The following is a 13,445-nucleotide window of genomic DNA, read 5'->3' on the forward strand; positions in this document are numbered from 1 at the left end:
AGAGTACGGCATGTTGCTCAGAGTTCAACACACCGCTGGTAAACGCACGTTTACGGTTTGAATTCCAGCGTCGCGTTTTTAACCGCCTGCCACACTTCCGGACTCGGTGGCTTCGGAATTCTTGCCGAATTAGCCGCGTTGATGGCTGCCTGACAGAGTGCCGGGTCACCACCTGCGGACTTGGCAGAAATCAGCAGACCATCCGATCCCAGGCTGATACGCACATCGCAGGTTTTGCCCGCAAAGGTATCAGCATCGTAAAACTTGCTCTGAATCGCGCCTTTCACCTGGCCCAGGTAGCTGTCGATCGCGGCACCTGAAGCGCCCGCTTTCTTCTGGTTACCTTCACCCGGTGCGGCACCGGCACCCCCGCCCGCTTTACCTGATTTCGGCGCATTCTTACCTGAAGTCAGGTCGCCGAGCAGATCGCCCACGTCACCGGCCTCTTTCGCCGCCTCAGCTGCCGCTTTCTTCTTCGCGGCGGCATCGGCTTTGGCTTTGGCTGCCGCATCGGCCTTGGCTTTCGCAGCAGCATCGGCTTTCGCTTTCGCCTCGGCGGCAGCCTTCTCTTTAGCCTCTGCCGCAGCTTGTTCTTTCGCTTCTGCGGCAGCCTGTGCTTTGGCTTCTGCTGCTGCGGCTTTCGCTTCCGCAGCGGCCTGTGCCTTGGCTTCCGCCGCCGCCTGGACTTTCGCTTCCTGCGCCGCTTTCGCATCCGCAGCCGCTTTGGCTTTAGCATCGGCAGCAGCTTTTACTTTAGCTGCTTCTGCGGCAGCCTGCTTAGCCTGTTCTTCCGCTTTTTTCTTCGCATCGGCAGCCGCCGCTTTGGCGTCTTCCTGCGCTTTTTTCTGTGCATCAGCGGCGGCTTTCGCCTGGGCATCCGCCTGCGCTTTCGCATCGGCTTTGGCTTTTGCAGCGGCGTCTGCTGAAGCTTTCGCCTGGGCATCGGCTTCGGCTTTGGCTTCAGCCTTCGCTTTCGCGGCGGCGGCTTCGGCCTGCTTCTGCTCCTGCTGGGCCTGCTTCGCGGCTTCCTGCGCCTGTTTCTGCTCGGCTGCCTGCTCGGCCGCTTCCGCTTTGGCCTGTTCAGCCGCCTGCAGACGCTCTTTCTCCAGCTGTTTCAGCCGCTGCTGTTCTGCCGCCTGTTTCTGCTGCAGCTCTTCCGCCTGCTGTTTCGCCTGCTTCTGGCGCTGCTGCTCGGCGCGTTTGCTGTCACTCTGTTGATTCTGCTGGCGATTATACTGTTCTACCACCGCACCAGGATCGACCATGACGGCACTGATATCACTACCGCCGCCACCGCCGCCGCTGGCGTCGAGATTTTCGTCAAACGAGCTCCACACCAGCAGAGCGATCAGCACAACATGCAGGATCACTGAGAGGGTTATCGCACGTTTTAACTTATCGTTTTGCTCGGTTGCCTTCGACACTCTCGATTCCCAAAAACGGTTCGAATGAATTAAATCGGCTGCGTCATTAATCCGACAGACTTCACGCCTGCCTGATGCAGCAAGTTAAGCGCCTTGATGATCTCTTCGTAGGGCACCTCTTTCGCACCGCCGATCAGGAACACGGTCTTCGGATCGGCAGTGATACGACGCTGTGCTTCGGCGACGACCTGCTCAGACGGTAACTGCTCCATGCGGTCGTGATCGACCACCAGGCTGTACTGCCCGACGCCGGAAACTTCAACAATCACCGGCGGATTATCATTAGTGGAGACGGTTTTAGAATCTGTTGCGTCCGGGAGATCGACCTCAACGCTCTGGGTAATGATCGGTGCGGTTGCCATGAAGATCAGCAGCAGCACCAGCAGTACGTCCAGCAGCGGAACGATGTTGATCTCGGACTTCATGTCGCGTCGACCGCGACCACGCGTTCTGGCCATGTGAAACCTCCGACTTACTTGCTGGCGTCGCTGGTGAAAGCCTGACGGTGCAGGATAGCCGTGAACTCTTCCATAAAGTTGTCGTAGTTCTGCTCCAGCTTGTTCACGCGCAGGGTCAGACGGTTATAAGCCATAACCGCCGGGATCGCCGCAAACAGACCAATCGCGGTGGCGATCAGCGCTTCGGCAATACCCGGTGCCACCATCTGCAGGGTGGCCTGTTTTACCGCACCGAGAGCGATAAAAGCGTGCATGATCCCCCATACCGTACCAAACAGGCCGATATAAGGGCTGATTGAACCGACGGTGCCGAGGAACGGAATATGGTTTTCCAGCGCTTCCAGCTCACGGTTCATCGAGATGCGCATGGCACGGGTCGCCCCTTCCACTACCGCTTCCGGCGCGTGGTTATTCGCGCGGTGCAGCCGGGCAAACTCTTTGAAGCCGGCATAGAAAATCTGCTCCGAGCCCCCGAGCTCATCGCGGCGCGCCTGGCTCTCCTGGTACAGGCGCGACAGTTCGATACCCGACCAGAACTTATCTTCGAAAGCGTCTGCATCCCGGGTCGCCGCATTCAGAATACGGGTGCGCTGAATGATCACCGCCCAGGAGGCGATGGAGAATCCGATTAAAATTAACATGATCAGTTTTACCAGAAGGCTCGCCTTCAGGAACAAATCAAGAACATTCATGTCAGCCACTGCTTGAACTCCGCGACAATAGACTTGGGAAGCGCTATCGGCTTCATTAGATGTGGATTGATGCAGGCAATAAGGACTTCTGCTTCATTGAGTACACGCCCATCGGCATTCAGAATGCGCTGAGCGAACGTCATGGTCGTGCGGCTCATGGCAACCACCCGGCACTCCACGCTGAGCAGATCGTCCAGACGTGCGGCAGCAAGGTAATCAACCGTCATTCGACGCACGACAAAGGACACCTGCTGTTCCAGCAGTGCCTGTTGATTGAAATGGCGCTGACGCAGCATCTCAGTACGTGCCCGTTCATAAAAAGCAACGTAGCTGGCGTGGTAAACCACGCCGCCGGCATCTGTGTCTTCATAATAGACGCGCACCGGCCATCGAAACAGCGTTGTACTCACTCTACATCCCGGTAATGCATTAAACGTTGGTACCCCGAAAACGTTGCTACTATACGCAAGAGCACAGGGCTTGGGAATGGGTTGCCAGAGGGGAACGAAAATAATTATTGAACGGTAACAACTTATGGGAAGTCAGTACGTTTGGCAAACAAAGATTGACAATTACAGAGATAAAAACAGACGAAAATCCGTTAGATTGTCGACAGTATACCTGGCCGATCGGGCAGCCAGGCATTGGCGGACGGTAACCGTGTTAGCGGTAGAAGAAAACGATGCCGCAGACCAGCAGGATTAACGCCGGCAGCGGCGAAAATACCCCCTGCCAGCGCAGGCGTCGCGGGCGGAAGCCGACGCCGTGGATCACTCCACTGCATACCGCCCAGATCAGCAACGGCCCCTGCCAGATAGCCAGATGGCCGCTGTTGGCGGCAAAGCGCGCCGGGTCCCAGAAGATACAGCCCGCCAGCAGCAGCGCGGCGGCCAGCGACAGCGCCCGCAGGGGGCATCTGTCCATCATTTGATACAGACGGCTTACCCCCTGCCCCATTACTGGTCGCCTTCTGCGTTGCTGGCCTCAACATGTTCCAGCGCCAGCGCGGTGATAATTCCGAAGGCACAGGCCAGCAGCGTGCCAAGGATCCAGGCAAAGTACCACATGATATCGCTCCTATTCAGTAGAGTGAGTGGGTGTTGTTTTCAATCTGTTCATTGGTCACCCGGCCGAACATCTTCCAGTAACACCAGCTGGTATAGATGAGGATCAGCGGCACGAAGATCATCGCGGCCACGGTCATCACCTTCAGCGTCAGCAGCGTCGAGGTCGCATCCCACATCGTCAGGCTGGCACCCGGCACGGTGCTGGAAGGCATCACAAACGGGAACATCGCCACCCCGGCCGTCAGAATCACGCAGGCCAGCGTCAGTGAGGAGAAGAGAAACGCCCAGGCCCCCTTTTCCAGACGCGAGAACAGCATAGTCAGCAGCGGCAGCAGTACACCCAGCAACGGGATCAGCCACAGCACCGGATGACGTTGGAAGTTAACCAGCCAGGCACCGGCCTCGCGGCCCACCGTTTTCAGCAGCGGATTGGAGACGCCGTTGTGATCCAGCGCCGAGGTCACCACGTAGCCATCGATACCATAAACTACCCAGACGCCGGCCAGCGCGAAACAGACCATCATCACCAGCGCGGAAATTTGCGCCGCGCAGCGGGCACGCTGATGCAGTACGCCAACGGTGCGCATCTGCAGGTAGGTCGCTCCCTGTGCCAGAATCATGGTCAGGCTGACGATGCCGGCCAGCAGGCCAAACGGATTCAGCAGCTGGAAGAAGTTGCCGGTATAGAACAGACGCAGGTCACTGTCGATATGGAACGGCACGCCCTGCAGCAGGTTGCCGAACGCCACGCCGATCACCAGCGGCGGCACGAAGCTGCCGATGAAAATGCCCCAGTCCCACATGCCGCGCCAGCGCATATCCTCAATCTTCGACCGGTAATCGAAACCGACCGGACGGAAGAACAGCGAAGCCAGTACCAGGATCATCGCCACGTAGAATCCGGAGAACGCTGCGGCGTACACCATCGGCCAGGCGGCAAACAGCGCGCCGCCGGCGGTGATTAACCACACCTGGTTGCCATCCCAGTGTGGCGCAATGCTGTTAATCATCACTCGTCGCTCGGTATCGGTGCGGCCGAGAATGCGGGTCAGCATGCCGACCCCCATGTCGAAGCCGTCGGCGACCGCGAAGCCGATAAACAGGATGCCGATAAGCAGCCACCAGATAAAACGCATCAGTTCATAAGTTAACATCGCTTTGTTTCTCCCTTAACGTACGGTCTGCAAACGTGGCTCGGGCTGTTCATAGTGATAGCGTCCGGTCTTCAGGCTGCTCGGCCCAAGACGGGCAAACCTGAACATCAGGTACATCTCCGCTACGATGAACAGCGTGTAGAGCCCGCAGATTAGTCCCATTGAAAACAGCAAATCCCCGGCGGTAAGCGATGAGTTAGCGACAGCCGTTGGTAATACTTCACCAATTGCCCACGGCTGACGGCCATATTCGGCAACAAACCAGCCAGATTCGATAGCAATCCACGGCAGTGGAATACCGTACAGCGCGCATTTCAGCAACAGTGGCCACTGACCGATGCGGTTACGGATCACCGTCCAGAAGGAGAGTCCGATGATCAGCAGCATCAGCATGCCGCTGGCAACCATAATACGGAATGAGAAATAAAGCGGTGCAACACGTGGTATTGAGTCCTGTACCGCCTGTTTTATTTGCGCTTCGCTGGCATCCGCAACTGCTGGCGTATAGCGCTTCAGCAGCAGCCCGTAACCGAGATCCTGTTTCGCCGCATTAAAGGCCGTACGCACCGCCGGATCCTGGCTACCCCCACGCAGTTCCTGCAGCAGGGTGTAAGCTTTCATCCCGTTGCGGATACGCACTTCGTGCTGGCTCATCAGCTCTTTCAGGCCGGTGACCTGTTTATCGACGGAACGGGTGGCAATCAGCCCCAGCGCCCACGGGATCTGAATGGCGAAGTGATTTTCCTGTTTGTCCTGGTCGGGAATGCCGAACAGGGTAAAGGCCGCGGGTGCCGGCTGGGTTTCCCACTCAGCTTCAATGGCGGCCAGTTTGGTTTTCTGCACGTCACCGATTTCGTAGCCGGACTCATCCCCCAGCACGATGACTGACAGAATCGCCGCCATACCGAAGCTGGCGGCCACCGCAAACGAGCGTTTGGCAAAGGCGACGTCGCGGCCGCGCAGCAGGTAGTAAGCGCTGACCCCGAGAATAAACATCGCGCCGCAGGTGTAGCCTGCCGCCACGGTGTGGACGAATTTCACCTGTGCGACCGGGTTGAGCACCAGCTCGGAGAAGCTGACCATCTCCATGCGCATGGTTTCCCAGTTGAACTCAGAGGCCACCGGGTTCTGCATCCAGCCGTTGGCCACCAGAATCCACAGCGCCGACAGGTTTGAGCCCAGCGCCACCAGCCAGGTGACCGCCATATGCTGCACTTTACCCAGCCGATCCCAGCCAAAGAAGAACAGGCCAACAAAGGTGGATTCAAGGAAGAACGCCATCAGGCCTTCGATCGCCAGCGGCGCACCGAAGATATCGCCAACGTAGTGCGAGTAATAGGACCAGTTGGTGCCGAACTGGAACTCCATAGTCAGCCCGGTGGCCACGCCCAGCGCAAAGTTAATGCCAAATAACTTGCCCCAGAATTTGGTCATATCTTTATAGATTTGTTTACCTGACAGGACGTAGATCGTCTCCATGATGGCCAGTAAAAACGCCATACCCAGCGTCAGTGGCACAAACAGGAAATGATACATCGCCGTCAATGCAAACTGTAAACGTGACAGTTCGACAATATCAAACATGATAACTCCTTGCTCCGCTAAAGGGAGAAGCCTTAAATAAGTGAGTCAGCAACTCATTATTTATTCGTGCCCCCGGTAATAACGAAAACCGCGTTCCTGAACCCTGGTGACAGGCGTAATGCAGCACGCCTCAGCGCAGCTGAGCCCCAGGGCAAAGACGGATTTAAAATTTCTGGTGATGAGGTTGCGCAGTGATGATACGCCCATCTTCCCACAGAATTAAAGTGGTTTTCGATGACAATATTCTTTTCTTGTCTTACATCAAATTTCGATGAATCAAAGATCTACCTGGCATTGATGTGGCGCAATTTAACCCGATCGGAGACGGTAATTCCAGATAAATACCCAGGTATAAATCCGCATTTCTTGATCCAGAATAATAATCTGGTGAGGTAACTGTGCAAGAGAGGAGAATTGTGAAATTATTGTGTCAGTTTATAAAGTAAAAGGTAAATGCACCATCCGTTCATGCCACTTATTACGGTAAATGATAATTCCCATAATTTAAAAATTTTAATAACCAGGCCAGTCAGCCCGTTGCTTTGCGCTACCTGCCGCCGGAAGAAACAAAAAAGGGCCGCCCGAAGGCGGCCCTGATATCGCGAGAGTGTCGCTTACTGTGGCAGTACGGCTTTCACCGCGTCGCCGATGTCCGCCAGGCTGCGCACGGTTTTCACACCGGCCGCTTCCAGCGCAGCAAACTTCTCGTCCGCGGTGCCTTTACCACCGGCGATAATCGCACCGGCGTGGCCCATACGCTTGCCTTTCGGCGCGGTAACACCGGCGATATAGCCGACGACCGGCTTGGTCACGTACTCTTTGATAAACGCTGCGGCTTCTTCTTCCGCACTGCCGCCGATCTCACCGATCATCACGATCGCTTCGGTCTGCGGGTCATCCTGGAACAGTTTCAGGATGTCGATGAAGTTTGAGCCTGGGATCGGGTCACCGCCGATACCGACGCAGGTCGACTGGCCGTAGCCGATGTCGGTGGTCTGCTTAACTGCTTCATAGGTCAGGGTACCGGAACGGGAAACGATACCGATACGGCCCGGCTGGTGAATGTGGCCAGGCATGATGCCGATCTTACATTCGCCAGGGGTGATCACACCCGGACAGTTCGGGCCAATCATGCGCACGCCGGCTTCATCCAGTTTCACCTTCACGGTCAGCATATCCAGCGTCGGGATGCCTTCGGTGATGGTGATGATCAGTTTGATGCCCGCTTCAATCGCTTCCAGGATCCCGTCTTTGCAGAACGGAGCCGGAACGTAGATCACCGAGGCGGTTGCGCCGGTGGCTTCTACCGCTTCGCGCACGGTGTTAAACACCGGCAGGCCGAGGTGCTCGGTGCCGCCTTTACCCGGAGTGACGCCGCCAACCAGCTGCGTACCGTAGGCCAGCGCCTGCTCAGAGTGGAAGGTACCCTGACCGCCGGTGAAACCCTGGCAGATCACTTTGGTGTTTTTATCGATCAAAATGGACATTATTTACCCTCCGCTGCGGCAACAACGCGCTGTGCCGCGTCACTCAGGCTGGTTGCTGCAATAATATTCAATCCGCTGTCTGCCAGTTTTTTCGCGCCCAGCTCAGCGTTGTTACCTTCCAGACGCACCACAACCGGTACGTTAACGCCGACTTCTTCCACGGCACCGATGATACCGTCAGCAATCAGGTCACAGCGGACGATGCCGCCGAAGATGTTAACGAAGACCGCTTTCACCGCATCGTCAGACAGGATGATTTTGAACGCTTCGGTTACGCGCTCTTTGGTCGCGCCGCCGCCAACGTCCAGGAAGTTGGCCGGCTGGCCACCGCTCAGCTTCACGATGTCCATGGTGCCCATCGCCAGACCGGCTCCGTTAACCATGCAGCCGATGTTGCCTTCCAGCGCCACGTAGTTCAGTTCCCACTGCGTTGCGTGGGCTTCACGGGCATCTTCCTGGCTTGGGTCACGCATTTCGCGCAGCTCAGGCTGACGGAACATGGCGTTGCTGTCGGCGGTCAGTTTACCGTCCAGGCACACCAGGTCGCCCTGCTTAGTGATCACCAGCGGGTTGATCTCAACCAGCGCCAGGTCGCGCTCCAGGAACAGCGTCGCCAGACCCATAAAGATCTTGGTGAACTGGCCAACCTGCTTACCGGTCAGGCCCAGCTTGAACGCCAGCTCACGGCCCTGGTAAGGCTGTGGACCGGTCAGCGGGTCCAGCGCCATTTTGTGGATCAGATGCGGAGTCTCTTCCGCCACTTTCTCGATTTCCACGCCGCCTTCGGTAGAGGCCATAAACACCACGCGACGGGTAGCACGGTCCACTACGGCACCCAGGTACAGCTCTTTGTCGATATCGGTCGCTGCTTCAACCAGGATCTGATTAACCGGCTGACCGCCTGCGTCAGTCTGATAGGTCACCAGGTTTTTGCCCAGCCAGTTTTCGGCGAACGCACGAATGTCTTCTTTGCTGTTAACAACCTTCACGCCGCCCGCTTTACCGCGGCCACCGGCATGAACCTGACATTTCACAACCCACGGGCCGGCGCCAATTTTAGAGGCGGCTTCTTCAGCTTCACGTGGCGTGGTGCAGGCATAACCGGTTGGTGCCGGTAAGCCATACCGTGCAAACAACTGTTTTGCCTGATATTCGTGTAAGTTCATGATGTTCTATCCATTCAGGTCTGAAAAGACTTAGCCACCGTTGTGGCTACACATAGAACAGAGCACGGCGCTGGCCGTGCTCTGCAAGGTTTAAACGTCCAGCAGCAGACGTGCCGGATCTTCCAGCAGCTCTTTAATCGCCACCAGGTAACCCACGGACTCACGTCCGTCGATCAGGCGGTGGTCGTAAGAGAGCGCCAGATACATCATCGGCTGGATCACCACCTGACCATTCACCGCCATCGGACGATCTTTGATCGCGTGCATACCAAGGATCGCACTCTGCGGTGGGTTGATGATCGGCGTCGACATCAGTGAACCGAATACGCCACCGTTGGTGATGGTGAAGTTACCGCCGGTCAGCTCGTCAACGGTCAGCTTGCCGTCACGGCCTTTGATCGCCAGCTCTTTGATTTTCTTCTCAATGTCCGACATGCTCAGCGCATCAACGTCTTTCAGTACCGGCGTCACCAGGCCGCGCGGCGTGGAGACGGCGATGCTGACGTCGAAGTAGTTGTGGTAGACCACATCTTCACCGTCGATCGAGGCGTTCACTTCCGGATAACGCTTCAGCGCTTCTACCACCGCTTTGATGTAGAAGGACATAAAGCCCAGGCGCACGCCGTGGCGCTTCTCGAAGGCATCACCGTACTGCTTACGCAGTGCCATGATCGGCTGCATGTTGACTTCGTTGAAGGTGGTCAGCATCGCGGTGCTGTTTTTCGCCTGCAGCAGACGTTCGGCCACGCGCTTACGCAGGCGGGTCATCGGTACACGCTTCTCGCTGCGGCCTGCCTGCACCACCGGTGCAGCCTCAGGTGCTTTGGCAGCAGGGGCTTTCGCCTGAGCCTGTGCCAGATGTTTTTCCACATCTTCACGGGTCAGACGGCCACCGACGCCGGTGCCTTTAATGGCAGACGCATCGAGGTTGTGCTCGGCGATCAGGCGACGAATGGCCGGGCTGAGCGCGTCGTTGCTTTCTTCATCCAGCGAGGCAGTCTGACGCTGGGCTGGCGTAGAGTCCTTGCTTTCGGTTTTAACCGAGGTCTCTTTGCCGCCGCTGTTGCCTTCTTTCAGGCGCCCCAGCAACTGGCGAGAGGTGACGGTAGCACCTTCGTCTTCAAGGATGGCTTCCAGCACGCCGTCCGCAGCAGCAGGCACTTCCAGGATCACTTTGTCAGTTTCAATTTCCACCAGCACTTCATCACGGGTCACCGCATCACCCGGCTTTTTATGCCAGGTGGCGACGGTTGCATCAGCAACGGATTCAGGCAGGTCGGGAACAAGAATATCTACGCTACTCATTTTCTTTCCTTTAATTAATCTACGTTCAGCGCGTCATTAACCAGATCTTGCTGCTGCTGCTGGTGAACGGACATGTAACCCACGGCCGGCGATGCGGATGCAGGACGACCGGCATAACGTAATGAAGCCCCAAATGGCACGATTTCGCGGAAATGGTGCTGGCTGCAGTACCATGCGCCCTGATTCAGCGGCTCTTCCTGACACCAGACAAAATCATGAACATGGGCATACGGCTGCAACGCTTCCTGTACGGCTTTGTGCGGGAACGGATAGAGCTGTTCGATACGCACAATCGCCACATTGCTTTGCTCATTTTTACGGCGTTTTTCCAGCAGGTCGTAATAGACTTTACCGGAACAGAGCACTACGCGCTTCACGCCCTGCGGGTCGAGATCGTCGATCTCGCCAATCGCCGGACGGAAGGCTCCGTCGGCCAGCTCTTCCAGCGACGAGACCGCCAGCGGATGGCGCAGCAGCGACTTCGGCGACATCACCACCAGCGGACGGCGCATACCACGCAACGCCTGGCGACGCAGCATATGGTAAACCTGCGCCGGCGTGGACGGCACGCACACCTGCATATTCTGCTCGGCGCAGAGTTGCAGATAGCGTTCCAGACGCGCGGAGGAGTGCTCAGGGCCCTGGCCTTCGTAGCCGTGCGGCAGCAGCATCACCAGGCCACACATACGGCCCCACTTCTGCTCGCCGGAGCTGATGAACTGGTCGATCACCACCTGCGCACCGTTGGCGAAGTCACCGAACTGCGCTTCCCAGATGGTCAGGGTACGCGGCTCTGCCGTTGCATAGCCGTACTCGAACGCCAGTACCGCTTCTTCCGACAGCACGGAGTCCCAGACCTTAAACACGCCCTGGCCGTTGTGCACGTGCTGCAGCGGGGTGTAAGTCGAGCCGTTGGACTGGTTATGGATCACCGCATGACGGTGGAAGAAGGTGCCACGGCCCATGTCTTCACCTGAGAGGCGGCACGGAATACCTTCATCAACCAGCGTGGCGTAGGCCAGGTTTTCTGCTGCGCCCCAGTCGAACGGCTTGTTGCCGGCGGCCATTTCAGCGCGATCGTTGTAGATCTTCGCCACGCGGGACTGCATCTCAACCGCGTCCGGCACCGTACTGATGCGTTTCGCCAGCGACTGCAGACGCTGCGGGTCCAGTTTCTCCGGATAGCCTTCATCCCAGTCGTGATTCAGATACGGTGACCAGGTAAAGGAGTGCAGGCTCATCGGACGCCATGCCGGCACCACACATTCGCCGGCATCCAGCGCGTCACGGTACAGGTTGACCATTTCCGTGGCATCTTCCAGGCTGGCAACCTGTTCAGATTCCAGCTTGTCCGCGTAGATCTTACGCGGAGTCGGGTGTTTCTTGATCTTCTGGTACATCACCGGCTGGGTGGCGCTAGGCTCATCCGCTTCGTTGTGACCATGACGGCGGTAACACACCAGATCGATAAACACGTCGCGTTTAAAGGTGTTACGGAAATCCAACGCCAGGCGGGTGACAAAGGCCACCGCTTCCGGATCGTCCGCGTTAACGTGGAAGATCGGAGCCAGCACCATTTTACCGATGTCGGTACAGTACTGACTTGAACGGGCGTCTTTCGGGTTAGAGGTGGTGAAACCAACCTGGTTGTTGATCACGATACGCACGGTACCGCCAACTTCATAACCGCGGGCCGCCGACATGTTCAGCGTTTCCTGCACCACGCCCTGGCCGATCACCGCCGCATCACCGTGGATGGTAATCGGCAGCACTTTGTTGGAACCCGGTTCATCCATGCGGTCAAGACGCGCACGCACCGAGCCCATCACTACCGGGCTGACGATCTCAAGGTGAGACGGGTTAAACGCCAGCGCCAGGTGTACCATGCCGCCGGGGGTTTCCACGTCGGACGAGAAGCCCATATGGTACTTCACGTCACCGGTGCCGAGGTGTTCTTTATGCTTGCCGGAGAACTCGTCGAACAGATCCTGGGGCCTTTTGCCCAGCACGTTGATCAGCACGTTCAGACGGCCGCGGTGCGCCATACCCAGCACCACTTCACGCGTACCGCTCTTGCCGGCATGATGGATCATGTCGTTGAGCATCGGCACCAGCGCATCGCCGCCTTCCAGGGAGAAACGCTTCGCCCCGGGGAATTTCGCGCCCAGATAGCGCTCCAGGCCTTCAGCTGCCGTCAGCTGTTGCAGGAAGCCCTTCTTCTCTTCAGAGGAGAAGGAAGCCTGCCCCACCACCGATTCGATACGCTGCTGGATCCAGCGTTTCTCTTCCGTGTTGGTCATATGCATGTACTCGGCCCCGATCGAGCCGCAGTAGGTCTGTTTCAGCGCGGCGTACAGATCGGCCAGCTTCAGCGTCTCTTTGCCGATCGCAAACGAGCCTACGTTGAAGCTTTCCTGCAGGTCGGCATCGGTCAGGCCGTGCCAGGCCGGATCGAGATCCGGCACCGTATCCTGCTTCCACAGGCCTAACGGATCGAGATTGGCCTGCTGATGGCCGCGGAAACGGAAGGCGTTGATCAGCTGCAGGACCTTTACCTGTTTGGCATTGGTTTCCGGATCGCTGACGGAGGCCGTGTAGCGCGTAGCATCTTTCGCCAGACGGCGGAAGTATTCACGCGTGGTGGAATGAAACTGCTCTGGTTTAACTCCCGTCCCCGGAAGCTGCTGGAAAAGCGATTTCCAGGCATCGTCAACAGAGTCAGGATCGGTCAGGAAGTCCTCATAGAGCTGCTCTATGTAGGACTGGTTCGCGCCGGCCAGCCAGGATGAGTCCAGCCAGGGTTTCATCGCGCTGTTCTGCATTGTGATCCCTTAAGCATTATGCTTTTTTTCGCCGTGGTTATTGAAGGAACCTTTGCAAGTCCCGTGCCGCGTTAACGGCTTACCATATACGGTTCTTCGATACGAGCAGCGGCCCGTAAGGGAACCTTTGCGAGACGTCTCAGGCGGCAAATCAGCCCAAAACACCTTCCAAAGATCGCCTGTTAAAACACCGGGAACCTGAGGTTCCCGGATATGCACGTCATCCTTCACGCTGCCTCTGCGTTGGCTGCTCTCATTCACCCCAGTCACATAGCGGCCTATGCTC

The 13,445-nt window shown here is 57.3% G+C and carries 12 protein-coding genes; all 12 read right to left on the minus strand.

Features of this window, described 5'->3' with window-relative positions; genetic code table 11:
- Nucleotides 1-50 precede the first annotated feature (50 nt).
- Nucleotides 51-1,424 (minus strand): cell envelope integrity protein TolA, encoded by a 1,374-nt coding sequence (gene tolA / locus ASF13_RS18555; RefSeq protein WP_056239834.1) that lies wholly within the window; start codon nt 1,422-1,424, stop codon nt 51-53.
- Nucleotides 1,425-1,453: 29 nt separating this feature from the next.
- Entirely contained in the window at nt 1,454-1,882 is a 429-nt protein-coding gene (tolR, locus tag ASF13_RS18560; RefSeq protein ID WP_056239837.1) for a colicin uptake protein TolR, read from the minus strand.
- Nucleotides 1,883-1,896: 14 nt separating this feature from the next.
- Nucleotides 1,897-2,574, minus strand: coding sequence for a Tol-Pal system protein TolQ (tolQ, locus tag ASF13_RS18565; protein ID WP_199177668.1), 678 nt, complete (start codon nt 2,572-2,574; stop codon nt 1,897-1,899).
- Complete coding sequence (gene ybgC / locus ASF13_RS18570) at nt 2,571-2,984, minus strand: tol-pal system-associated acyl-CoA thioesterase (RefSeq protein ID WP_056239842.1); 414 nt, start codon at nt 2,982-2,984, stop codon at nt 2,571-2,573. The genes tolQ and ybgC overlap by 4 nt, the downstream gene beginning before the upstream one ends.
- A gap of 253 nt (nt 2,985-3,237) precedes the next feature.
- Nucleotides 3,238-3,531, minus strand: coding sequence for a cyd operon protein YbgE (gene ybgE / locus ASF13_RS18575; protein ID WP_056239844.1), 294 nt, complete (start codon nt 3,529-3,531; stop codon nt 3,238-3,240).
- Entirely contained in the window at nt 3,531-3,641 is a 111-nt protein-coding gene (gene cydX / locus ASF13_RS18580; RefSeq protein WP_056239847.1) for a cytochrome bd-I oxidase subunit CydX, read from the minus strand. The genes ybgE and cydX overlap by 1 nt, the downstream gene beginning before the upstream one ends.
- Nucleotides 3,642-3,655: 14 nt before the next feature.
- The gene (cydB, locus tag ASF13_RS18585; protein WP_056239850.1) at nt 3,656-4,795 is read right to left on the minus strand and encodes a cytochrome d ubiquinol oxidase subunit II; all 1,140 of its coding nucleotides are present in this window, start codon (nt 4,793-4,795) and stop codon (nt 3,656-3,658) included.
- Between the two features lie 15 nt (nt 4,796-4,810).
- Nucleotides 4,811-6,379: a cytochrome ubiquinol oxidase subunit I gene (cydA, locus tag ASF13_RS18590; RefSeq protein ID WP_056239855.1), complete on the minus strand. Its 1,569-nt coding sequence runs from the start codon at nt 6,377-6,379 to the stop codon at nt 4,811-4,813.
- Between the two features lie 614 nt (nt 6,380-6,993).
- On the minus strand, nt 6,994-7,866 hold the full coding sequence (gene sucD / locus ASF13_RS18595; protein ID WP_056239857.1) for a succinate--CoA ligase subunit alpha: 873 nt from the start codon (nt 7,864-7,866) through the stop codon (nt 6,994-6,996).
- Complete coding sequence (sucC, locus tag ASF13_RS18600; RefSeq protein ID WP_056239861.1) at nt 7,866-9,032, minus strand: ADP-forming succinate--CoA ligase subunit beta; 1,167 nt, start codon at nt 9,030-9,032, stop codon at nt 7,866-7,868. The genes sucD and sucC overlap by 1 nt, the downstream gene beginning before the upstream one ends.
- A gap of 90 nt (nt 9,033-9,122) precedes the next feature.
- The gene (odhB, locus tag ASF13_RS18605) at nt 9,123-10,337 is read right to left on the minus strand and encodes a 2-oxoglutarate dehydrogenase complex dihydrolipoyllysine-residue succinyltransferase (protein WP_056239865.1); all 1,215 of its coding nucleotides are present in this window, start codon (nt 10,335-10,337) and stop codon (nt 9,123-9,125) included.
- A gap of 14 nt (nt 10,338-10,351) precedes the next feature.
- Nucleotides 10,352-13,159 carry a 2-oxoglutarate dehydrogenase E1 component gene (sucA, locus tag ASF13_RS18610; RefSeq protein ID WP_056239868.1) on the minus strand — a complete coding sequence of 936 codons (2,808 nt, stop codon included), beginning with the start codon at nt 13,157-13,159 and terminating at the stop codon, nt 10,352-10,354.
- Between the last annotated feature and the right edge of the window lie 286 nt (nt 13,160-13,445).

This window comes from Erwinia sp. Leaf53 (assembly GCF_001422605.1).
Classification (GTDB): domain Bacteria; phylum Pseudomonadota; class Gammaproteobacteria; order Enterobacterales; family Enterobacteriaceae; genus Erwinia.